This is a genomic window from Actinoplanes sp. CA-051413 (genome assembly GCF_050955795.1).
GTDB lineage: Bacteria > Actinomycetota > Actinomycetes > Mycobacteriales > Micromonosporaceae > Actinoplanes.
This window is the reverse complement of sequence record NZ_CP192100.1, coordinates 2,677,044-2,698,511: the sequence shown is the minus strand read 5'-3', so window position 1 is coordinate 2,698,511 and position 21,468 is coordinate 2,677,044. Positions and strand designations below refer to the sequence as shown.

Annotated in this window: 23 protein-coding genes and 1 pseudogene; 13 read left to right on the top strand and 11 right to left on the bottom strand. The window is 69.6% G+C overall.

All coding sequences use genetic code 11. The annotated features are described in order from the left end of the window. Positions 1–13 precede the first annotated feature (13 nt). Complete coding sequence (gene acpA, locus ACQP2Y_RS12845) at positions 14–1,654, bottom strand: acid phosphatase (protein ID WP_433727608.1); 1,641 nt, start codon at positions 1,652–1,654, stop codon at positions 14–16. A 348-nt stretch (positions 1,655–2,002) separates the two neighbouring features. Here acpA and ACQP2Y_RS12840 point away from each other — a divergent pair, with 348 nt between their 5' ends. The 3 genes from ACQP2Y_RS12840 (at position 2,003) to ACQP2Y_RS12830 (ending at position 5,066) form a co-directional block, all read left to right on the top strand. Further along, complete coding sequence (locus ACQP2Y_RS12840) at positions 2,003–3,406, top strand: SGNH/GDSL hydrolase family protein (RefSeq protein ID WP_433727606.1); 1,404 nt, start codon at positions 2,003–2,005, stop codon at positions 3,404–3,406. 448 nt (positions 3,407–3,854) lie between these two features. Next, on the top strand, positions 3,855–4,289 hold the full coding sequence (locus ACQP2Y_RS12835) for an aldo/keto reductase (protein WP_433727604.1): 435 nt from the start codon (positions 3,855–3,857) through the stop codon (positions 4,287–4,289). 147 nt (positions 4,290–4,436) lie between these two features. Further along, positions 4,437–5,066, top strand: a complete 630-nt coding sequence (locus tag ACQP2Y_RS12830) for a hypothetical protein (RefSeq protein ID WP_433727602.1) — start codon at positions 4,437–4,439, stop codon at positions 5,064–5,066. Positions 5,067–5,109: 43 nt separating this feature from the next. Here the strand turns inward: ACQP2Y_RS12830 and ACQP2Y_RS12825 are convergent, their stop codons facing one another. From ACQP2Y_RS12825 to ACQP2Y_RS12810, 4 genes are all read right to left on the bottom strand, one after another. Beyond that, positions 5,110–5,370, bottom strand: coding sequence for a nuclear transport factor 2 family protein (locus tag ACQP2Y_RS12825; protein WP_433727600.1), 261 nt, complete (start codon positions 5,368–5,370; stop codon positions 5,110–5,112). A gap of 695 nt (positions 5,371–6,065) precedes the next feature. Then, complete coding sequence (locus ACQP2Y_RS12820) at positions 6,066–6,413, bottom strand: DoxX family protein (RefSeq protein ID WP_433727598.1); 348 nt, start codon at positions 6,411–6,413, stop codon at positions 6,066–6,068. A 63-nt stretch (positions 6,414–6,476) separates the two neighbouring features. After that, complete coding sequence (locus tag ACQP2Y_RS12815) at positions 6,477–7,175, bottom strand: alpha/beta fold hydrolase (protein ID WP_433727596.1); 699 nt, start codon at positions 7,173–7,175, stop codon at positions 6,477–6,479. A gap of 13 nt (positions 7,176–7,188) precedes the next feature. Then, positions 7,189–8,133, bottom strand: coding sequence for an alpha/beta hydrolase (locus tag ACQP2Y_RS12810; protein ID WP_433727593.1), 945 nt, complete (start codon positions 8,131–8,133; stop codon positions 7,189–7,191). Between the two features lie 107 nt (positions 8,134–8,240). Here ACQP2Y_RS12810 and ACQP2Y_RS12805 point away from each other — a divergent pair, with 107 nt between their 5' ends. The 5 genes from ACQP2Y_RS12805 to ACQP2Y_RS12785 all read left to right on the top strand — a co-directional run bounded on the left by ACQP2Y_RS12805 (position 8,241) and on the right by ACQP2Y_RS12785 (position 12,682). After that, positions 8,241–9,116, top strand: coding sequence for an RNA polymerase sigma-70 factor (locus ACQP2Y_RS12805; protein ID WP_433727591.1), 876 nt, complete (start codon positions 8,241–8,243; stop codon positions 9,114–9,116). Between the two features lie 47 nt (positions 9,117–9,163). Further along, positions 9,164–10,498, top strand: coding sequence for an NAD(P)/FAD-dependent oxidoreductase (locus ACQP2Y_RS12800; protein ID WP_433727588.1), 1,335 nt, complete (start codon positions 9,164–9,166; stop codon positions 10,496–10,498). Then, positions 10,482–10,838 carry a siderophore-interacting protein gene (locus ACQP2Y_RS12795; protein WP_433727586.1) on the top strand — a complete coding sequence of 119 codons (357 nt, stop codon included), beginning with the start codon at positions 10,482–10,484 and terminating at the stop codon, positions 10,836–10,838. The genes ACQP2Y_RS12800 and ACQP2Y_RS12795 overlap by 17 nt, the downstream gene beginning before the upstream one ends. Positions 10,839–10,907: 69 nt before the next feature. Beyond that, positions 10,908–11,840 (top strand): SDR family oxidoreductase, encoded by a 933-nt coding sequence (locus tag ACQP2Y_RS12790; protein WP_433727584.1) that lies wholly within the window; start codon positions 10,908–10,910, stop codon positions 11,838–11,840. After that, the gene (locus tag ACQP2Y_RS12785) at positions 11,837–12,682 is read left to right on the top strand and encodes a helix-turn-helix transcriptional regulator (RefSeq protein WP_433727582.1); all 846 of its coding nucleotides are present in this window, start codon (positions 11,837–11,839) and stop codon (positions 12,680–12,682) included. Before ACQP2Y_RS12790 ends, ACQP2Y_RS12785 begins: the two co-directional genes overlap by 4 nt. Here ACQP2Y_RS12785 and ACQP2Y_RS12780 read toward each other — a convergent pair. Genes ACQP2Y_RS12780 through ACQP2Y_RS12760 form a run of 5 tightly spaced genes read right to left on the bottom strand, consistent with a single transcriptional unit; the run spans position 12,673 to position 16,934 of the window. Then, positions 12,673–13,434, bottom strand: a complete 762-nt coding sequence (locus ACQP2Y_RS12780) for an SDR family oxidoreductase (RefSeq protein ID WP_433727580.1) — start codon at positions 13,432–13,434, stop codon at positions 12,673–12,675. The genes ACQP2Y_RS12785 and ACQP2Y_RS12780 overlap by 10 nt on opposite strands. A 48-nt stretch (positions 13,435–13,482) precedes the next feature. Next, positions 13,483–14,916 (bottom strand): DHA2 family efflux MFS transporter permease subunit, encoded by a 1,434-nt coding sequence (locus ACQP2Y_RS12775; RefSeq protein WP_433727578.1) that lies wholly within the window; start codon positions 14,914–14,916, stop codon positions 13,483–13,485. After that, positions 14,897–15,832 carry an alpha/beta fold hydrolase gene (locus ACQP2Y_RS12770; RefSeq protein WP_433727576.1) on the bottom strand — a complete coding sequence of 312 codons (936 nt, stop codon included), beginning with the start codon at positions 15,830–15,832 and terminating at the stop codon, positions 14,897–14,899. The genes ACQP2Y_RS12775 and ACQP2Y_RS12770 overlap by 20 nt, the downstream gene beginning before the upstream one ends. Continuing rightward, positions 15,832–16,578 (bottom strand): SDR family oxidoreductase, encoded by a 747-nt coding sequence (locus ACQP2Y_RS12765; protein ID WP_433727573.1) that lies wholly within the window; start codon positions 16,576–16,578, stop codon positions 15,832–15,834. The genes ACQP2Y_RS12770 and ACQP2Y_RS12765 overlap by 1 nt, the downstream gene beginning before the upstream one ends. Positions 16,579–16,613: 35 nt before the next feature. Continuing rightward, positions 16,614–16,934 carry a cupin domain-containing protein gene (locus tag ACQP2Y_RS12760; RefSeq protein WP_433727570.1) on the bottom strand — a complete coding sequence of 107 codons (321 nt, stop codon included), beginning with the start codon at positions 16,932–16,934 and terminating at the stop codon, positions 16,614–16,616. 450 nt (positions 16,935–17,384) lie between these two features. Here ACQP2Y_RS12760 and ACQP2Y_RS12755 point away from each other — a divergent pair, with 450 nt between their 5' ends. Further along, on the top strand, positions 17,385–17,639 hold the full coding sequence (locus tag ACQP2Y_RS12755) for a hypothetical protein (protein WP_433727568.1): 255 nt from the start codon (positions 17,385–17,387) through the stop codon (positions 17,637–17,639). A gap of 5 nt (positions 17,640–17,644) precedes the next feature. Here ACQP2Y_RS12755 and ACQP2Y_RS12750 read toward each other — a convergent pair whose 3' ends face one another. Further along, the gene (locus tag ACQP2Y_RS12750; RefSeq protein WP_433727566.1) at positions 17,645–18,403 is read right to left on the bottom strand and encodes a TetR/AcrR family transcriptional regulator; all 759 of its coding nucleotides are present in this window, start codon (positions 18,401–18,403) and stop codon (positions 17,645–17,647) included. 109 nt (positions 18,404–18,512) lie between these two features. Between ACQP2Y_RS12750 and ACQP2Y_RS12745 the strand changes: the two genes are divergently transcribed. The 4 genes and pseudogenes from ACQP2Y_RS12745 (at position 18,513) to ACQP2Y_RS12730 (ending at position 21,364) form a co-directional block, all read left to right on the top strand. Next, positions 18,513–19,709: a DUF418 domain-containing protein gene (locus ACQP2Y_RS12745; protein WP_433727564.1), complete on the top strand. Its 1,197-nt coding sequence runs from the start codon at positions 18,513–18,515 to the stop codon at positions 19,707–19,709. A gap of 489 nt (positions 19,710–20,198) precedes the next feature. After that, positions 20,199–20,930, top strand: coding sequence for an IS110 family transposase (locus ACQP2Y_RS12740; protein ID WP_433727562.1), 732 nt, complete (start codon positions 20,199–20,201; stop codon positions 20,928–20,930). After that, positions 20,887–20,985, top strand: a pseudogene (locus tag ACQP2Y_RS12735) (transposase); the annotation flags it as partial. The gene ACQP2Y_RS12740 and the pseudogene ACQP2Y_RS12735, both read left to right, overlap by 44 nt. Before the next feature lie 82 nt (positions 20,986–21,067). Beyond that, positions 21,068–21,364, top strand: a complete 297-nt coding sequence (locus ACQP2Y_RS12730) for a hypothetical protein (protein WP_433727560.1) — start codon at positions 21,068–21,070, stop codon at positions 21,362–21,364. Positions 21,365–21,468 lie beyond the last annotated feature (104 nt).

Below are 21,468 nucleotides of genomic sequence, written 5' to 3'. Positions count from 1 at the left end.
AACGGGCAGGTTGTCAGCGGTGCCGGATCCCACCGACGTGGAGTGCGGGGCTCATGTCGTTGACGCGGGCGTCCCGGCCGAAGCGGGTGTCCAGGGGGGCCAGGCCGTACTGCTGTTCGATGGTGCGCAAGATCGAGGTCGTGTCGTAGGGCGTGTGGTCGACGCCGGATCTGCGCAGCGACCGGCTGATGAGCAGGGCGGGGATGCGGGTGCTGGGTCCGTACTCGTCCGAGGGGCCGGGCGTGGCGTGGCGGCCCTGCCCGGGCGGGACGACGTGGTCCCACTGGCCGCCGAACTCGTCGTAGGTCACCACGATCAGGGTGTGGGCGGCCTGCGGGCCGTTCATGACCGCGTTGACCAGGTCGACCAGGTGCCGCTCGCCGTTGTCGGTGCTGGCGTAGCCGGGATGCTCATTCTCCGCCCCGTACGGCTTGACGAAGCTGACCGCCGGCAGCGTCCCCTGGCGGGTGGCGGCGAAGAACGAGGTCTCGTCCTGGAGGTGGTCGCGGGGGTGCTCGCCGGTGCGCGGGTCGACGTATCCGGGGGCGTACCGGGCGAAGTAGTTGAAGGGCTGGTGGTGGTACTGGAACAGCGGGCCGGGATGCCCGGACGCCGCGTCGTTCCAGCCGCCGGCGTACCAGGCCCAGCTGATGTTCTGTTCGGACAGCTCGTCGCCGATCGTGCGGCGGTAGTCCGGCGCGGCCGGGTCGACGTTGTTGACCAGCGGCAGCGTGTTGGCGCCGCCCGCGGTGGGCGGGCTGGCCGGCTGGACGGTGTTGACCGCGTAGTCGCCGCAGGCGAAGCCGGGTCGTCCAGGGCAGGCCTGGGTGAGGGGTCCGTCGTTGAGTGCCGGGTTGCTGGTGTGCAGGGGGTACGCCCGGATGCCGGTGCCCGCGGCGGGTGGATTGGAGTTCGGGAAGCCCTCGGCGTCGATGATCGAATGGGTGGTGGCGGGGGCGCCGGGCCACGGCGGTGCTTGTGCGGCCACCAGATATTGGTGGTTGAGGAACGACCCGCCGAACGCGGCCTGGAAGAACCGGTCCGCGATCACGTAGTGCGGCGCTCCGGCGGCGTGCAGGTACTCATAGACCGGCAGCCGGCGGGTGTCGTAGTAACCCTGGGTGAGGCCAGCCGCGTCGCTGCCGGTGCTGTAGCGGTCCATCCGGCCGCCGTCCAGCTGGTACTGCTCCTGGTAGAACCGGTGCACCAGGTCGCGGGTGCAGCCACCGGGAGTTCCACCCGGGCAGGTGGGGCTCTGCGGGGTGAGGTAGTCGTTAATGGAGAACGGCCTGTTTGCGAAGTGACTGGCGTAGGAGAACCCGTTGCTCGCCGTGTCGGTGCCGCAGGCGGCGTCGAGTGGCGGCGTCGCCAGGCTGGGGTCGTTCTGGAAGAGGCACCGGTAGGGGCTGCCGTCCTGCCGGACCTGGGTGCTGCGGCGCGTGTAACCCGGTGAGCCGCGCCCGTCGACCCGTTGGCCGCCGACCCGTCCCCAGCCGGCGTACAGGTTGTCGAAGCTGTGGTTCTCCTGGTAGATGACCACGAGGTGGGTGAAGGGGCCGAGCGGGCCGGGCCGGCGATGGGCCGCTTCGGCCGGGGCGACAGCCGCCACAAGAACGAGGACGGTCGCACCGAGCACCGCGCTGAGACGTCTCATGTCCACTCCAGCCATAGTCCGACTCACCGCAACGTATCGCGGCAGCGCGGCCGGTCGGCGTTGTCGCTCGTGGCACCCATCGTCGATTGCCGCGAGCCAGGCGTCGCCGGGAAGACCTCCCGGCGGAAAAGACCGTCGATGAGGTTGATCCGCCTTCGGCGCGTGTGGTAACGATGGTGATCGATGGATAGCCGAATCATCGCCTGACGAGCCCCAGGGCCCGCACGGCGCCCGGGTGCAGGCAGGGTCTGCCCGGGTGCCGTGCCAACGCGCATGCACCGCGTCCGGGACGAGCGAACGCAGGTGTGCACGCGTGATCGTGCACCATCACGTCCACAAAGGAGTGGCATGCGAATCACACGTTCGAGCCGAGCTGCCATCGCAGCCTTCGCGTGGGTGCTTCTCACGCCGGCGGTCGCTGTGGCGCAGGAACCGGCCGCGACCGCGCACGGATCATCGCACGCCTGGGTCGACGGTTGGACCACGTCGGCTCAAGGCGTCTATCCGGTCGGTTATTCGGTCGGTCAGCCCGGACCGGTCGGACCGGCCGGCCCCGGGAACACGGCACCGCTGCTGACCTCCGCCCTGCCGGACAATCAGGCGCACAACCAGACGCTACGCATGATCGTGCAACCCAGTGCCGCGGGCACGAGTTGGCGTGTGCGGCTGACCAACGAGTTCGGCACCCGGGCGGTGACCTTCGGCCGGGCGTACGTGGGCCTGCAGCGCATCGGCGCGACCGTCGTGCCCGGCACGAACCGGGTGCTCACCTTCTCCGGCCGGCGGTCGGTCACCGTCCCGGCGGGCCGGACGACGCTGAGCGACCCGGTGTCCGTCAAGGTCACCGACGCCCAGTCACAGCACCTCGCGGTGAGCCTGCACGTCGCCGGCGACAGCGGACCGATGACATGGCACGCGGCTGCGTTCACGACGTCGTACCTGTCCGACCCGAACGCCGGCGACCGCACCGCGGACGTCGCCGACACCGCCTTCCCGCACTCCACCACCTCGTGGTTCTTCGTCTCCGAAGTGCAGCTTCAGCGCCGGGACGCCGCCACGGTCGTGGCCTTCGGCGACTCCATCACCGACGGCTTCTTCTCCACGATCAACGGCCGGGACCGGTGGCCGGACGTCCTGCAGCGCCGCGTGGACCAGTACTCCCCGTCCCGCCGCGCGGTCTCCGTGGTCACGGAGGCGATCGGCGGCAACATGGTGACGCGAATCGGACGCACTCCGGGCGGCTGCACACCCTGTGACGGGCCGCCCGCCGTCGACCGGCTGGACCGGGACGTCCTCGCCCGGCCCGGCGTACGGGTCGTCATCATCCTGGAGGGCATCAACGACCTGGGTGGTGGCGGTGCCACCGCAGAACAGGTGATCGGCGGCTACCGCGAGATTATCCGCCGGGTGCACGCGCGCGGCATCAAGATCATCGGTGCCACGCTGACCCCGTCCGCGGGCACCGCCTTCGGCCTGTATGGCACGCCGGAGACCGACGCCAAGCGCCGCACGATCAACACCTTCATCCGGACGAGCGGGATGTTCGACGGGGTTGCCGACTTCGCCGCCGTGACCGAGGACCCGGCCAACCCGGGGCACCTGCTGCCGGCCTACGACACCAACAGCAGTGTCGGCGGCCCGGGCGATCACCTGCACCCGAACCGCGCCGGACTCCTGGCGATGGGCGCGGCCGTGGACGTGTCCCAGGTGCTGCGTCTCGCGTTGTACCCGGCGGTCAAGCCGGCCGCCTGAGCGAGCACGGGCAGGGGCTGCCGCGGGTGGCGGCCCCTGCCGCAGCCTGACCGGCCGTCGACCTAGGCGACTCGGGCCGCTGTTCGCGGTGGTCACCATGGTTCGCGTGGGCACGGGACAGGCCTGCCCCCGACACGTCCGGCCCGTAGATCGACGCATGGCGCCGGTCTTGAAATTCTCCACCACCACATCAGCGCCGACGATCTGGTCGTAGAACACCTCCCGGCCCTGTGGCACCGACAGGTAGAGGGTCACATTCGCCTCGCCGCGTTGAGTCCCTGGTAGTAGGCGCTGGTGGTCTCCGCCTCGTCCACGAACGGCGGGCCTCGTTACCGGCCGGGGATATAACCTTGATGACCTCGGCGCCCTGGTCGGCGAGCATCTGCGCACACAGGGTCGACACGATCCGCCGCGCGCACGGTCGCTACCTGCAGTCGGAGTACTCGCTGTGAACCCGCGACCAGGAGCAGATCCTGCTCGTGCTGCGCGAGCTGGGCATCGACCTGGTGGCGTACTCCCCGCTCGGCTGTGGCTTCTTCACCGGCGCCCTGCGCACCCAGCGGACGTCGAGCGCCTCGACGACAGCGACTTCCGCGGGAACCTCCCGCGCTTCACCGGCGAGAACTTCCAGTGCGACCTGCGCATCGCCGACCAGGTGCAGGCGGTCGCCGACCAGGTGGGCGCGACCTCGGCCCAGGTGGGCGCGACCTGGCTGCTAGCGAAGGGCGACGACATCGTCCCGATCCCCGGCACCAAGCGGGTGAGCCGCGTGGACGAGAACGCCGTCACGCTGACGCCCGAGCAGGTCGCCGCTCTCACCGCGCTGCCGGTGGCCGAGGGCGGCCACCACATCGACGAGCAGATGCAGGTGATCGAGCAGTGACTCCCGACCGATGCCCGCTCGGCGGCTGATGCGCTCATGACCCGCCGGGGCGTATATCCGAGGAGGTGAGGCATCGGGGCAGAGAGGGCCGGCGTGATGACGGATTCGACGAGCAACGTTTACGAGCCGGCCTGGCGACGGAGGACGTTGGCCGAGCACCGGTGGCCGGCCACCCTCGCGACCGCCGCGATCGCGGCCATCACGTGGGCGACCCGCGAGATGGCGATGGGACCGCGCTGGCTCTTGCCAACGATAGAAATCGCCATGCTGCTGACCGTCGTGCTCGCCAACCCGGTGCGGGTCGGCCGACCCTCCCCTTTGCTTCGCAGTCTAGAACTGTCGCTGCTCGCGCTTGCGGCCGTGGTGATCTCGTTGTCGATCGCCAGGGTTCTGGGTCAGATATGGACTGCGCCGGTGCGGGCCGATGGCCGTCATTTGCTGCTCAGCGGCGCTGCCATCTGGGTCACCGACGTCCTCCTTTTCGCGCTGACGTACTGGCACGTCGACCGCGGCGGCCCGTCGGCGCGGGCGTTCGGGGGGCAACGGTATCCGGACATCCTCTTCCCGCAGATGAGCGAGGAGGAGCTCTGCCCGCCCGGTTGGGAACCGAGGCTGGGTGACTATCTGTATCTCTCGTTCACCAACGCAGCGGGGTTCGGTCCGGCGGACACGGTTCCGCTCGCCCAGTACGCCAAGTTCCTGATGATGCTGCAGGCGGCGTCCTCTTTGGTCATCGTCGTCTTGGTCGTGTCGCGCGCCGTCAACATCCTGACCTGACGCGTCGGGCGCCCGGAGTGGCCGGGCGCCCGTACGGAGCGGGTCAGTTCTCCCAGGCCTGGACCGCGGTCTGGTTGGAGATCCTGCCGTCGTGGGTGGTCGCGACCGTAGAAAGATCACGATCGTACCGCCCGGGGAAGCGGCAGTGCTGGGTATACGCGAGACCGCAGGCCGTGCTGACCAAGTCGCGCACCTCGTGCCGGATGTTTTGGCCGCAGATATCACGGCAGTAGGCATCGATCGGCTCGGCGCCGGCGAAGACGAGCGGTGCGGTGCGCGGGTGGTCCTTGTCCAGCACGGTCACCGGGGCATCGTCGGTGTACCCGGCGAGGACACTCTCGGCGTCGCGGGTCTCGATGGCCTTGCTCAGCGACGGAAGTTCGGTGGTGGGTACGGGATCGGATTGCTGGCGGGCCGCTTGGCCGCTCGCGGCGTGGATGTCTCGTTCGCCCCGCTGGCCGCCGCGTAGCCCTGGTCCTGGATGCCGCTGATCAGCTGGGCGACGGCATCGCCACCCGGCCAGACGGGTTGTGTCAGCCGCGCCTGAACCTCGCGCCGTCGTCCGCGCCCAGCCCATCGGGAGTGCGGCCAAAGTCCCCGCTCGCAGCGTGGGTGCACTGCGGAGAAAGACGCAACACCGCGCATGGGAGTTCTAATCGTAGACCGAGTCGAGGCCTCTAACCGCCTCTGACCTCAGTATGGGAGTTTGGTGTGTGTCGGGATCGACACAAACCAATACCCCATTCGGGCAGATCGTCGACCTCGAACTGCTCATAGCCTAACCGCCCAAGCGGGTGTGTTCAGTCGGTAGCATCCTGGCCGACAATTCGCACGCGTCGACCCGGGTGGACCGGCGGCGCCCTCGCCGTGGACGCCGCTCGGGGGTTTGCGGCTGGCAACGGTTATGACGCAGGCTCGTGTGGTACCGGAGCGGCTTACGCTTTTGACGGGAATTTGCGACGGCGCGGAGGGTTGAGCGCAGCATGGCGCCGTAAGGGATTATCCGGTTCTGCCGATTTCGGTGCTCAGGGCAGCGGTTGTCAGGGCTAAGTAGCCGACGGTGGCGACGATGTGGTGGAACTCGTGGGCGCGCAGGTGCACGACGATCGCGCCGAGGAAGAATAGGACCAGGCCGACCGCGGCGGCCAGGCCGAGATAGGGGACGCCGGTCAGGCCAAGGGTCAGCCCGGCTGCCCCGGCGGTCTTGAGTGTGCCGAGAATGGGCAGCCATGTCTGTGGGACGCCGACTTCTGCCGCGGTTTCGGTGGCGAACCTGGCCTTGGTGAAGTCGGCCAGGGCGGCTACGACGTTGGCGACGACCGTAGCGAGGATGACAACAACGCCCATGGGTCCTCCCTCGAAGGTGGGTCCGGCTCCCCTGCCCGGGCCGGGCCGGGGAGCCGGGCGGATCTACTTGGCGGCCTCGAGGATCGTTTCGGCGACCGCGTCGGGCCGGGAGACGCTGAGCGCGTGGGAGGCGCCGGCGATTTCGCGTACGCCACGGGCGCTTGCACGTTCGGCCACGAAGCGGTGCAGGGCGACCGGGATGTTGATGTCCTGGTCGCCGAAGACGAACCAGGACGGGATTGACTTCCAGGCCGGCTGGTCGGTGGGTAGGCCGGTGGACAGCGCCGCCTGGGTAACGGGGCGTTGGGTCGCGTACATCAGCGCGGCCTGTTCGGCGGCCACGTCGGCGGCGAACTGGTGGTGGAAGGCGTCCTTGCGGATGGCGAACTCGTTGCCGCCGGTCGAGACCGGGTACGCGGCGAGCGCGTCACCGAGAGTGCTGCCCGGGAACTTCGTCGACAGGTCGAAGGCGGACTCGCCGGTGTCCGGTGCGAAGGCGCAGACGTAGACCAGCGCGGTGACCGCGTCATTGCCGGCCGCGGCCTCGGTGATCACCATGCCGCCGTACGAGTGGCCGGCCAGCACGACCGGCCCGCCGATCGAAGCGATCACGTCGCGGACGTAGGCGGCGTCGCCGGCCAAGCTGCGCAGCGGGTTGGCCACGGCGACGACGTCGTGGCCGGCGGCGGTCAGCCGTTCGGCGACGCCGTTCCAGCTGGCCGATTCGGCGAAGGCGCCGTGGACGAGAAGAACAGTAGCCATTGATCTCTGCCTTTCAGGTCAGGGCTTTGCGGAGGACGTGGATCGCCTGCTCGATCGCGGCGGTCGCGGCGGCGGTGCCGCGGACCGGGTTGAGCATCATGAAGTCGTGCAGCGTGCCGTTGTAACGCGCGCTCGTGGTGCGGACGCCGGCCGCGGTGAGGTTGCGGGCGTAGGCCTCGCCTTCGTCGCGCAGCACGTCGTTCTCGTCGACGAGAACGAACGCCTCCGGCAGCCCGGCGAGGTCGTCGAGGGTGGCCCGCAGCGGCGACGCGGTGATCTCAGATCGTTTCTCGACCTCGGGCAGGTACGCGTCCCAGAACCACGCCATGCTCCTGGCCGGCAGGTAGGGCCCGTCCGCGAACTCCCGGTAGCTGCCGGTGTCCTGCCCGGCGTCGGTGACCGGGTAGTACATCGACTGGTGCACGAAGGTGACGTCGCCGCGCTGCTTGGCGAGGATGGTGAGCGCCGCGGTCATGTTTCCGCCGACCGAGTCCCCGGCGATGGCGAGCCGGGTGGGGTCGAGCCCTTCGGTCGTGCCCTGCTTGGTGATCCACTGCGCGGTGACGTAGGCCTGCTCGATGGCGACCGGGTAGCGGGCCTCGGGTGAGCGGTCGTACTCGACGAAGACGACCGCGGCCGGCACGCCGACCGCGAGCTCGCGGACCAGCCGATCGTGGGTGCCGGCGTTGCCGAGGATCCAGCCGCCGCCGTGGACGTACAGGATGGTGGGCAGTTGCCCGCCGACGCCGGCCGGCTTGACGATGCGCACCCGCACGTCGCCGACGGCGGCCGGGACGGTGATCCACTTCTCGTCGACCGGCAGCTTGCCGATCGGTGCGGCCTGGATGTCGTCGAGCACCTTGCGGGCGGCGTCGACGCCGAGTTCGTACAGGAAAGGGGGTTTGCTCGTGGCGTCGGCGATCTCCTGTGCCGCCGGCTCCAGAACGTGGTTGTCCATGTGCCCTCCACAACTCTCGGTTGCCTTCGACAGCGAGGACCGGGCAGGGTCGGGAATTGTGACAGCGGGCTAACGTGGTGTCGCGGCGGACCTTGGGGGGACAAGTGGTGGGGGATCTCGACGAGGCGGCGTCGATCTTCACGGGCGTGCGGCCGCGCCTGTTCGGGATCGCGTACCGCATGCTCGGCAGCGCCAGTGAGGCCGAGGATCTGGTGCAGGACGTCTGGTTGCGCTGGCAGGGCACCGACCGCAGCGTGGTGAACAATCCGGGTGCGTTCCTGGCCACGACGACGACCCGGCTCGCCATCAACGAGCTGCAGTCGGCGCGGGCCCGCCGTGAGACCTACATCGGGCCGTGGCTGCCGGAGCCCGTCGACACCAGCGCGGACCCGTTCCTGGGTGCCGAGCGTGGGGAGGCCCTGGAACTCGCCGTCCTCATGCTGATGGAGAGACTCACCGCGCAGGAACGGGCGGCGTACGTGTTGCGGGAGGCGTTCGACTACCCGTATGCGCAGATCGCCGACATTCTGCAGTCCACCGAGCCGGCCGTACGCCAGTTGGTCAGCCGGGCCCGGAAGCACGTGGCCGACGAGCGGAAGATCCCGGTGCCCGAGACCGCCCAGCGCCAGCTGCTGGCGACGTTCCTCGAGGCCGCCCGCTCCGGCGATCTCGAGGCGCTGGAGAAGCTGTTCGCGGCCGACGTCGCGAGCGTGTCCGACGGCAACGGCGCCAAGCACATCGCCCGCAAGGTGGTGGCCGGCGCTTCTCGGGTGGCGAAGTTCATCGCGGCGTTCTCGAGCTGGTACTGGGATGGCGTGGATGTGCGATGGGTGACCACCAACGGGCGGCCCGCCGTCGTGCTGCGGCGCGGTGACACGCCGCTCGGCGTGGTCGCCATCGACGCCTCCGAGGATGGCATCGAGCAGGTGCTGTGGATGATGAACCCCGACAAACTCACCGCCGCCGTCGCTGTCACAAAGTAGCCGCCTACCCGGTCTGTACTCGTGACAGCGAGAGACAGGGGACCGAGGTGCGGACGATCCTGATCGTCGGCGGCGGGTACGCCGGCTTTTACACGGCCTGGAAACTGCAGAAGAAGCTGCGCCGGGATGAGGCGCGGGTGATCGTCGTCGACCCGCGGCCGTACATGACGTATCAGCCCTTCCTGCCCGAGGTGGTGGCCGGTTCGGTCGAGGCGCGGCACGCCGCCGTCTCGCTGCGCCGGCACCTCACGGAAACAGAGATCATCGCCGGGCGGGTGACCAAGATCGACCACGCGCACAAGGTGGTCACCGTGCGTCCGGCTCGGGGCGAGGAGTATCCGCTCCCCTACGACATCATCGTCGTGACGGCCGGGGCGGTGACTCGTACGCTCGCGGTCCCCGGGGTGGCCGAGCACGCGATCGGCATGAAGCACGTCGAGGAGGCGGTCGCCATCCGCGACCGGCTGCTGACCGCGTTCGACCAGGCCGCCGGGCTCGCGCCCGGCCCGGAGCGCCGAAAGCTGCTCACGGTCACCTTCGTCGGCGGCGGCTTCTCCGGCGTCGAGGGCTTCGGTGAGCTGCTCGGGCTGGCCCGGGCTTTGGTGCGACGCTACCCCGAGTTGAGCCCGGACGAGCTGCGTTTCCATCTGGTCGAGGCTCGTGGCCGGATCCTGCCCGAGGTGACCGGCAAGCCCGGCGATTGGGTGGTGCGCTCGCTGGAGAAGCGCGGCGGCCGTGTGCACCTCAACAGCCAGCTGCTCTCCGCGGTCGACGGCCATGTGGTGCTGTCGACCGGCGACGAATTCGCCTCCGAGCTGATCGTCTGGACGGTCGGCAATGCGGCGAACCCGATGGTGCACAACCACACCGACCTGCCCATCGACCGCAACGGGATGCTGGTGGTCCGGCCCGACCTGCGGGTCGGCACGGAGGCGGCTCCGGTGCCGGACGCGTGGGGCGCCGGCGACGACGCCGCCATCCCGGACCTCGCCGCGCAACGGCCCGGCGTCTCGACGGTGCCCAACGCCCAGCACGCGGTACGCCAGGGCAAACTGCTGGCCCGCAACGTGATCGCCACGCTGCGCGGGCGGGAGCCCAGGCCGTACGTGCACCACAGCCTCGGTGTAGTCGCCACGCTCGGCCTCGGCCGCGGCATCTTCCAGTTCCACCGCCTGGTCATCAAGGGGTTCCCGGCCTGGCTGATGCACCGCGGCTACCACGTGCTCGCGGTGCCGACCTGGGAGCGGAGGTTCCGGGTGCTCGCGGTTTGGGCGACCGCTGTGCCGTTCGGCCGGGACATCGTCTCGCTGGCCTCGGTGCAGCACCCCCGCGAGGCGTTCCTGGCCGGTGCCAACCCGGCGGGCGATGTCCTACGTTCCTGACGACGTCGTACCCCGGCTCGCCGCGGCCTGCCGCACGGGCGACGTCGAAGCGATCGAGGCCGTCCTCGGCCCGGAAGCCGTCGCGGTATGCGACAGCGGCGGCCACGTACCCGCTCCGGTCCTTCCGCTGCGCGGAGCCGCCGAGGTGGCCTGGCTGGTGCATGCGCTGCTGCCCGGCAACGACCTCACGGTCGAGAGCGTCAACGGGCGCGCGGGCCTGGTGCTGCGCCGAACCGGGCGGGCTCTCGCCGTGATCGCCGTGACCTGCGACCACGACCAAGCCACGGCCCTTTGGGTCGTCCTGAATCCCGCCAAGCTCCGGGGCTGGCACCACCGTTGAGCCTTGTACCGGCAATACATGGCTACCGGCCGCGATCGGGGTCACCGTCGAATCATGAAGAAGGTAACCATGCCGAACACACCCGACCTGACCGGAAGACGCGCCGTTGTCACCGGCGCGACCAGCGGCCTCGGACTGGGCCTGGCAGCCCGCCTGGCCGCGGCCGGCGCCGAGGTCGTCCTGCCGGTCCGCGACCACGCCAAGGGACAGGCCGCGCTGGGTCGCATCCGCGCCGGGGTACCGGCCGCCGACGTGTCGCTGCGCGAACTGGACCTGGCGTCGCTGAAGTCCATCGAGTCGCTCGCAGACACCTTGAACGCCGAGAACCGGCCGATCCACCTGCTGATCAACAACGCTGGGTTGATGACGCCCGCGACGAGGCACACCACCGAGGACGGCCTCGAACTGCAGTTCGGAACCAACCACATCGGCCACGTCGCGCTGACCGCCCGGCTGCTGCCAATGCTGAGCGCGGGCCGCGCCCGGGTGACCACCATGACCAGCAGCGCAGCCCGGCACGGCCGGCTGAACTGGACGGACCTGCAAAGCGAGCAGGCGTACGCGCCGGTCCGCGCGTACAACCAGTCGAAGCTGGCGAACCTGATGTTCGCCCTCGATCTCGATCGGCGCTCCCGCGCCCAGGGCTGGGGCATCGTCAGCAATGCCGCTCACCCGGGCACGACCCTGACCGGCCTGTACGGTGCCGGGCCCAACCTGGGCCGGGAGAAGCCGTCGCCGATCGAGGCCGTCATGCGCCGTCTGGCCCGGTGGGGTGTGTTGGTGCAGGGCGTCGACCGGGGTTTGCTGCCGGCTCTCTACGCGGCGACGAGCCCAGACGCCCACGGCGGCCGCCTCTACGGCCCGGACGGGTTCGGCCAGTTCACCGGCGGACCGGCCGAGCTGGCAATCTACCGCCCGGCACGCGACGAGGCAGCCGCCGTCCGGCTCTGGGACGTCTCGGTGCGCCTGGGCGGCGTCGAGTTCGCGGCGACACGGAGATGAACCGCGCCGGGCTGGCCGAGTACCTGCGTACGCGCAGGGAGGCTCTGCAACCGGAGGACGTCGGTCTCCCACGCGGGCGGCGCCGGCGCACGCGCGGCCTGCGCCGCGAAGAGGTCGCAGTCCTGTCCGACATGTCGATCGACTACTACAGCCGTCTCGAGCAGCCGCGCGGCCCGCACCCGTCGGAGCAGATCCTCGGCGCGCTGGCCCGCGGGCTGCGCCTGTCCATGGAGGACCGCGACCATCTGTTCTGGCTGGCCGGGTACACCACACCCCGCCGCACCTCGGACGACCATGTCAACCCGGGCATGATGCGGATCTTCGATGGTCTGCGGGAGGCGCCTGCACGGGTGATGAGCCCGCTCGGCGAGGCGCTGCTGCAGACCCCACTGGCCGTCACGCTGTTCGGCGACGAGACGAACTACACGGGGCCGGCCCGGAGTCTGCACTACCGCTGGTTCACCAGCCCGGAGACCCGGCTGATCTACCCCGAGCCGGATCGGGCGGAGCAGACTCGGCTGATCGTCGCGGACCTGCACGAGTCGTACGTCCGCGACGGCGCGGCCTCCCGGGCCGGGGATCTCGTGGACGCCCTGCTCGGCCAGAGCGCGCAGTTTGCCGAGCTCTGGCGGCAGCACCCGGTCGCGGGACGCTATTGCGGTCCAGTACGGCTCGTGCACCCGGAGGTGGGTCTGCTCGAGCTGAATTGCCAGCGGCTTATCGACCCGGACCTGTCCCAGCAACTGGTCGTCTACACCGCCGAGCCGGGCAGCGAGAGCCAGGAAAAGCTGCGGCTTCTGAACGTAATCGGCAGCCCGGCCCCGGCGGGGAGCTATCGCTGAGGCGCAGGTCGTTGCGCCGTTTCGGAAAGCCACTGCGCGAACCGCAGGGTGCCCCGTGGGCCCGGTGCCGCCGGAAGGAGGCCGCGGTTAGCCATCGGCCGGCCCGCGGCGGACGGCCACGGCACGCTCACTACCACCTTGTGCGGGCCACGGAATTTGGCCACCTGGCGAACGGCCGACGACATCACCAACACCTCGGGGCCCGCCAGCTCCGGAACGCGCCCCGACGCGGGCCCTTCGGCCAGTCGCACCAGCTCGGTGGCCGCCTCGGCCGCCGCCACCGGCTGGGCCCGCATCCACGGGACCACGGCCAGCGGCCCGGGGAAGGCAGTGAGCGATTGAATGGTGAACTCGAAGAACTGGGTGGACCGCAGGACGGTCGCCGGCACCGGGCCGGCGAGCACCAGTTCCTCCTGCCGGCGCTTTCCCTGGTAGTAGCCCCAGTTCACCTGGTCGATTCCGACGATCGACAGCAGCACGTGGTGGCTGACCCCGCACCGCTGTTCCGCCGCGAGCAGATTCTGCGTAGTCGTCTCGAAGAACCGGACCGACGCGGTCTTGCTGATCGTCTGGATGTTCGACACGTCGATCACGGTATGCACGCTCTCGAGAGCGGCGTCCAGGCCTGCTCCGGTGCTCAGATCCACCCCTGCCGACCGGGCGATCACCACCACGTCATGGCCGGCGGCACGTGCCTGTTCAACGACCATTCGACCGGCTTGGCCGGTGCCTCCGGCCACCGCGATACGCATCGCTCTCCCTTTCCTTTGTGGTCGTCCGCGAACGACCAGACGGTTTAGCTAGTGAACAAGCGAACTCGCGACGGTGCGTTCCGTCGGCTTCGCCGGTGGCCGGCGGCCGTTGCGGACGGTGGCCGCGGCCAGCGCACCGGCGAGGACGCACAGCCCGGCGCAGATGACGGCGGCGGAATGGAACCCGGTCAGTAACTGGCCGGGGTTCTGGTAGGCGGCGCCGGTTATGCCGGCCGCGGTCGGGAGGACGGCGACGGCGATGAGGGCGGCCGCCCGGGCCACGTCGTTGTTGACGGCCGAGGCGACCCCGGCGTGCTGCGGCGGCACCGCCGCCAGCACGGTGGCGGTCAGCGGCGCCACCGTCACGGCCAGGCCGAGCCCGAGCACGGTGATCGCCGGCAGCACCTGGGTGAGGTAGTCGCCGGTCGGCCCAATCCGCACGAACAGGCCCAGGCCGAGCCCGACGAGCACCGGCCCGGCGCTCATCTGCAGCCGCGGACCGATTCGAGCCGCGAGTGCACCGGAGCGGGCGGACAGCAGAAGCATAAGCGCCGTGATCGGCAGCAGCGAGACGCCGGCCGCCAGCGGTGAGTAGGCGGACACCTGCTGCAGCTCCAACGGCAGCAGGAACAAGGCGCCGCCCAGCGCGCCGTAGACGACGAAGGTCACCAGGTTCGTCGCGCTGAACTGCGTCGAGGTGAACAGGTGCAGCGGCAGGATCGGCGTGCGGGCGCGCCGCTCCCAGGCGGTGAAGCCGATCAGCAGAGCGCCGCCCAGGATCAGCGCTACGAGTGTCGCGGCACCGTCCCAGCCGGCGGCCGAGCCTTGAATGAGCCCGTAGGTGAGCCCGACGAGGCCCAGCGTGACGAGGGCGCCGCCGAGCAGGTCGACCCGGCCGGTTGCGCTCGCATCCCGCGATTCGGGGATATGCCGCCGAGCGACGAGGACCACAGCCAGGGCGATCGGCAGATTGATCGCGAAGATGAGACGCCAGGACACCGCCTGGACGAGCCATCCGCCGAGGAACGGCCCGACCGCGCCGGCTACTCCGCTCAGGCCGGACCAGGCACCGATCGCCTTGCCCCGGTCGGCGGGCACGAACACGGCCTCCAGGATGGCAAGGCTGCCCGGGGTCAGCAGGGCCGCCCCGACCCCTTGCAATGCTCGGGCGCCGATCAGCGCCGACGAGTTCGGGGCCACGCAGCACAGCAGCGAGGCGCCGGCGAACCAGAGCACGCCGATGGTGAAGACACGCTGCCGCCCGTACCGGTCCCCCAGAGCCCCAGCCACCAGCAGCAAGCCGGCCAGCGTCAGGGTGTACGCGGTGACGACCCACTGCAGCGCCGACAGCCCGGCGCCGAGGTCGCGGCCGATGGCCGGCAACGCGATACCGACCACGGTCGCGTCGATGGACGCGATCGCCGAACCGCCGACCGTCGCGGCCAGCACCCACCGGCCCTGTCTACTGCCGTACGTGAGCATCTTGTTCCTCCCTGGCCCTGAGTTCGGACACCTCCCGGACGGCGTCGGCGAACGCTGCGGGCGCCTCCTGCGGCAGGTTGTGCCCGGCATCGAAGATCTGCCGATGCACGCGCGGACCGGTGAAGTGGGCCGCGCCCGCCTGCCCGTCGGTGGCGGGGAAGTTGCCGTCGGCGGTGCCGTCGAGGGTGACCGTGGGGACGGTGATCGCCGGCCGGCGGGCCAGGGCCGCCTCGGCCTGGTCGTATTCGGGTGCTCCGGCCGCCTGCCCGAGCCGGTGCCGGTAGGAATGCAGGACGACGTCGACGTAGTCCGGGTTGTCGAACGCTGCGGCCGCGCGGTCTAGGTCAGCGTCGGTGAAGGCCCACTTGGGTGAGTTGCGGCGCCAGATCACCTCGGCGATCGCGCGCCGGTTCGCCGTCAGGCCGGCGCGTCCTCGGTCGGTGAGGAAGTAGAAGAAATACCAGAAACCCGCTTCCAGGTCCGGCCGCAGCGGCTGCATCGCGGCGCTGATGTCTTGGATGAGGTAGCCGTTGACCGAGACGAGCCCGGCGACCCGGTCGGGTCGAAGGGCGGCCGCGACGCAAGCTGCGCGGCCGCCCCAGTCGTAGCCGGCCAGGATTGCCCGCGGGATCGCGAGGGCGTCCATCAGCGCGATGACGTCGGCGCCGAGGGCGGCCTGCTGACCGGAACGGGCGGTGTCCGGACGCCGGAACGAGGTCGGACCGTGCCCGCGCAGGTACGGGACGATGACCCGGTACCCGGATTCGGCCAGCAGCGGCGCCACCTCCGCATAACTGTGGACGTCGTACGGGAATCCGTGCAGTAGAACTACCGGCGACCCGTCGGCCGGGCCTGCCTCGTGGTAGCCCACCTCGAGCACATCCGTGGTGACCAGCCGACGCGAGAAGTCCGCCATCATGATTCCTTGGCGGCCGCAAGCCACTCCCGGTAGGTGGTCTTGGCGATGACGGCACCGGCCTTGGCGATCAGCGCGCCACCCTTCACCGCGGCGAACATGCCGGCGCTGTCGTCGGTGACGACCGTACGGTGGTCACCGTGCGCGGCGAGTGTGATCTTCCCCAGCTCGTCGAGAGCGAAGACCTCCGGCCCGGCGATGTCGCAGGTGCCCCGCAGCGGGCTGCCCGCGCTCACGTCGGCCACCGCTTGAGCGATGTCTGCCGACGCGATCGGCTGGACCAGGGTGTGCGGCAGCCGGACGGTGGTGTCGTCCGAGGTCCACGACAGCACCGAGGTCATGAACTCGAAGAACTGCGTCGAGCGCACGATCGAGTACGGGATCGGGCCGGCCTTGAGAATGTCCTCCTGCAGCACCTTGGCCCGGTAGTAGACCAGGTCCGGTACCAGGTCGACCCCCACGATCGACAGGATGACCGCGTGGCCGACCCCCGCGTCCTGGGCCGCCGACAGCAGGTTGGTCATGGTGGTCCGGAAGAAGTCGGTCGAGGCCTCGTCGAACGTCGGCGAGTTCGACAGGTTCACCACGACGTCGGCCCCGGCAAGGGCCTCGGGCAGGCCTGCGCCGGTGAGCAGGTCCAGCCCGCTGGCCGGCGAGCTCGGCACCGCCTCGTGCCCGCTCGCGTTCAGGATCTGCACGACCTGCGAACCGATGAGCCCGGTCCCGCCGATGACAGCGATCTTCATGATTTCGCAGCCTTTCTGACGTAATCAGGGATGGGTCAGCGGGTGTACGGGGCTCGGCGGTCCTGCCGCCGGGCGAGCTCGTCGTCGTCCACGATCACGAGCATCGGCCGGCCTGGCTCGCACAGCATGGTGACGGTGTACCGCACCGGGATGTCGTCGCGGTTGTTGCCGTCCTGATAGTGGATGACGTCGCCGCCGGGCTCCCAGAACGCTTCACCGGCCCGGACCACTCGGGCGGGCTCGCCCTCGAGCTCGAAGATCATCTCGCCCTCCAGCACCAAGCCGAAGGCCGGTCCGGGGTGCCGATGCGGTGGTGATCCCGGGTCGCCCGGCGGGAACTCGACGACGATCGTCATCGCCTGCGCACCCGGCGGAATTGACGGGGGCACGGCCTCCTGCACCACAGTGACCGCCGACTGCCACGCATCTGATCGCGGCTTGTGCCCGGCGGTTGACGACTTATCGTTCGGCATCGAACACCTCCCTGAGACATGCATGCGGAACCTCCGCTCATCTGCAAGACCGGGCAGCCACGACGGTTGTGACAGCTTGGTTGTCGCGAACCACTTGTGGCCGCGAGGCAGGGGCTGGCCGCGAGCGTGACGTCCGGCCTGTGCAAGACGACCGACCGCGACCGCTGCTGGGCATGAACACCGTCGCGGACCCCGCTCTCACTTCCTTGCCGGGCAGCCGCGCACCCGAGACCCGCTGTATCCCTTGACCGTGGGCACAAGTCCGGGGGTCACACGCAGGGGTGACACGCGGGGTTGTCGCGATGTTGTCGCAGCCGAACGGCACCGGTAGAGGTGACACAAGCTCACCTCTACCGAGGAGGACGTCATGAGGCCGAATCCGCACCGGGCCGGGTCTACCGCTGCTGCGCCTGCCGCAACAGCGACGGCCGGCAACTCGGCGCCCGCTGCCCGAAGCTGTCCAACGCCCGGCATGGCACCTGGGCCTTCGCTGTCGACCTGCCGAGCCTGGACAGGCGCAGAACCATGCGCCGCACCGGCTTCGCCACCAAGGCCGAGGCCTCGGCGGCCTTGGCCCATGTGGACTAATAGCCTCAGATGCCGGAGTGCTCGATCCGGACGGCGACCCCGTCGAGGATCAACTCCAACCCGAGCGCGAAGTCCGCGTCGGCCACCGCCGAGTCCGTGGTGTCCGACGGCGGGGCCTCGAACAGCGTCGAGGAGAACAGGCGGGCAGTCTCGGGGAAACGCTCGGGCGTGACGAGTTGTACGAGCGCACGGCCGTAGTCACGCTCGGCGTCGGCCTGTCCCTGGCCGTCGGGTCGGCCCTGGGCGAGTTCGTCGTACTGCCGTACCGACTGGACCACGTAGCCGCTGATCAGCGAGAGGATGCCTACTTTGTGCGCCCAGTCGAGACGGGTGCGCGACATGATCATCAGCGCGGCCTCCATCCAGGCGATCTGGTTCGGTCCGGACGGCGGCCCGGACACTGGCACGCGCGTCAGCCACGGCCGGCGCTGGAACACCGCGCGTTGCGCCAGGGCCCAGGCACACAGCCCGGCGCGCCAGCCGCCGGTGTCCATCTCCGGTGGTACGCCCAGGGCGGCGTCGGCCATCAACGTCAGCAACTCGTCCTTGGATCCGACGTACCGGTAGAGCGACATCCCGGTGACGCCGAGACTCTGGGCGACCTTGGGAATCGTCACGCCGCCGAGCCCGTCACGGTCGGCGATGGCCACCGCCGCCCCGACGACCAGGTTGACGTTGAGCGCCGCGGGCCGTCCGAGACGTGAGGACTCCGACATCCCCCACAGCCGGCGCAACGTCGCCGGCACATAGTCCTCGCTGGTCATGGCTCCTCGTCACGTCCGAAAGATCATGCCCATCATGTCAGATCACATTAATATATGCGTGATACTTTCTCTCACATACTAATTCGGGATCTCGGGGAGAAGGACGGGCATGAGCATCAAAACCGAACCGCGAACCACCAGAGGGCCGGTACGGCGCGCCGAACGTGCCCTCGCGCCGGACCTGGCCCGGGGAGCGATGCTGCTGATCATCGCCCTGGCCAACGTCGCCGGAGTCGTCTTCGCCGGCGAGCCCGGCCTCGACACCACGCCGCAAGGCGCCGACCGCGGCCTCAACTTCCTGCTCTTCGAACTCGTCCACGCCCGCGGGTACCCGGTCTTCGCCGTGATGTTCGGGTACGGACTCGTCCAGCTCGCCCGTCGTCAGAACGCCTCCGGCGCCACCCCGAAGCAGGTCCGTTCGGTGCTGTTGCGCCGCAACCTCTGGCTCGTCGTCTTCGGGTTCGCGCACGCCGCGCTGCTGTACTACGGCGACTTCCTCGGCGCGTACGGAATCGTCGGGATCGTCATGACCCTGGTCCTGCTGCGCCGCGGCGACAAGTTCCACCGGATCGTGCTGGTGCTCTGGGCACTGGCCGCCGTCGAGATCCTGGCCCTCGGCGCCATCGTGGTGAGCGGCATCCGTGGTTCGAGCGGAGCGGCCCCGCTCCCCTCAGACCACGTTGACTCCCTCGACGCGCCCGGGTACCTCGCGTCCCTGCAAGATCGCCTCGGCGAGTGGCCGATGCACACCCTGACCGTCCTGCCCTTCATCATCATCGCCTGGCTAGGCATGTGGGCCGCCCGCCGCCGTGTCCTCGAAGAGCCGGCCCGCCACCGAAAACTACTCGGCTGGACCGCCGTCGCCGGACTCGGAACCGCCGTCATCGGAGGTCTTCCGGCCGCCTTGGTCAGCGCGGGATGGTTGCACGTCGACGAGTCGGTCGCCAGTCTGACCCTGATGCTCCACGGCGCCAGCGGCATGTTCGCCGGCCCGGGTTACGTCGCCGTCTTCGGCCTGATCGCCATGTGGGTCACCCGGCCCGGCCCAATAATCACCGCCCTCGCGGCGCTGGGTCAGCGCTCCCTGTCCGGATACCTCTTCCAGTCAGTGGCGTGGCTTGTTCTGCTGGCGCCCTTCACGCTCGCCCTCGGCGACCGTTTCGGCAGCCCGACGTCGGGCGGTCTGATCATCGCGGTGGCCGTCTGGCTGGTGACCGTGCTGATCGCCCGCCTGCTCGACAAGGGCCAGCAGGCCGGTCCCGCCGAGCTCGCCCTGCGCCGCCTGACCTACGGACCTCGGGCGTAATCTCCGGTTCGGAGCGGCCGAGGGCGGCCACCGAGGTCTTCACTCGACGAGCTGGGCACGATCACTCTTGCCGCCCACGATAATCACCGCACCCATCACCACCGACAGACACCCGTAGGCCGTCTTCAAAGCCTGCAGGTTGGCCAAACGAACCGCTCCGAACCACAACGATTCCATTGACGGCGGCAAGGTCTCGTCCGAGTTGACCGAGCTCGTCGCCCCCAGTCGGCGTCGATTCCATCGAAGATTGGGCGCACTACTTTCGGCTACTTGTTGACTGGTGGCACGACCGCTGCCTGGCCAGGCATGGTCGAGGTGACCGGCGGAGTCGCTCTCTTTTCGGCTGCCCACCCGTTGGTGTGGCTCTCATTTGGCGTGCGCCCTGCCGGTCACCGCGGCGCGGAGAGGCTCCAGAGGGGTATGCCCAGCTCAAAGTAGCGATGCCCTCCTCGCCGACAACCACTGTCGCAGCGAGGAACAGGAGTCAGGATGGCTCAGGTCATCATCGGCGTGGATCCCCACAAGCGTTCCGCGACCATTGAGATCATCAACGACCGGGAACAGGGCGTGGGGCAGGGCCGGTTCGGCACCGACCGCGACGGCTACAAGGCCATGCTGGCCGCCGGCCGTAAGCACACCGACCGTATCTGGGCCGTCGAGGGCTGCAGCTGCATCGGCCGGCACGTCGCCCAGCGCCTGGCCGCCGACGGCGAAACCGTTCTTGACGTGCCCGCGAAACTGTCCGCCCGGGCCCGGGTGTTCGCTACCGGCCAAGGCCGCAAGACCGACCCGGTTGACGCCCGCAGCGTCGCAGTGGTCGCCCTGCGCACCACCGGCCTGCGCCAGGTCGTCGTGGACGACACCGCGGTGGCGTTACGGCTGCTGGTCGACCGCCGCGATCAGCTCGGCCGGACCCGCACCGAAGTGGTCAGCCGCCTGCATCACCTGCTGCTCGAGCTGGTGCCGGGCGGAGCGAAGAAGTTCCTGTCCGCGACCCAGGCCCGCGCTCTGCTCAACACCGTGCGCCCGCGTGACGTCGTCGGCAGAACCCGTCGCTGGCTGGCCTCGGAGCTGATCCACGAACTCGTCGTGATCGACAAGAAGATCAAGATCGCCAACGCCGAACTGACCGAGCTGGTCGGACACCACCGGCAGCCGTCTGCAGGAGCTCACCGGCATCGGCCCGTCCGGCGCCGCCCGGCTGCTGGGCGACATCGGTGACATCAACCGCTTCGCCAGCCGGGCGCATTTCGCGTCCTGGAACGGCACTGCGCCCATCGACGCGTCGTCCGGCGACCAGAACCGCCACCGCCTATCGCAGGGCGGGGAACCGGCGCATCAACCGGGCGTTGCACATCATGGCCATCGTCCAGCTTCGCCGCGACACCGAAGGTCGCGCCTACTACCGGCGCAAACTCGCCGCCGGCAAGACACCGATGGAAGCGCTGCGCGCGCTGAAACGACGCCTGTCCGACATCGTCTACAAGCGCATGGTCGCCGACGCGAAGACGGCAGCGACGGGCCCGGGAGGACAAGCGGGGGCGACTCTGCAATCCAGCGCGGCCGACCAAATCCCCACGATCGACACTTCGGAAAAGTCACTTCCCGGACCCGCCGAACCCCAGCCTAGAACACCCTCCCTCGCCACCTCTTGACACAGAGGGGTGCCAGATGAGGGCGCAGAAGGTAGGCGATCAGCATCGGCCGCGCGTCAGTAACTCTTGCGGGATCCCATAGAGAAGTTGGCCGGCGGCAAGGC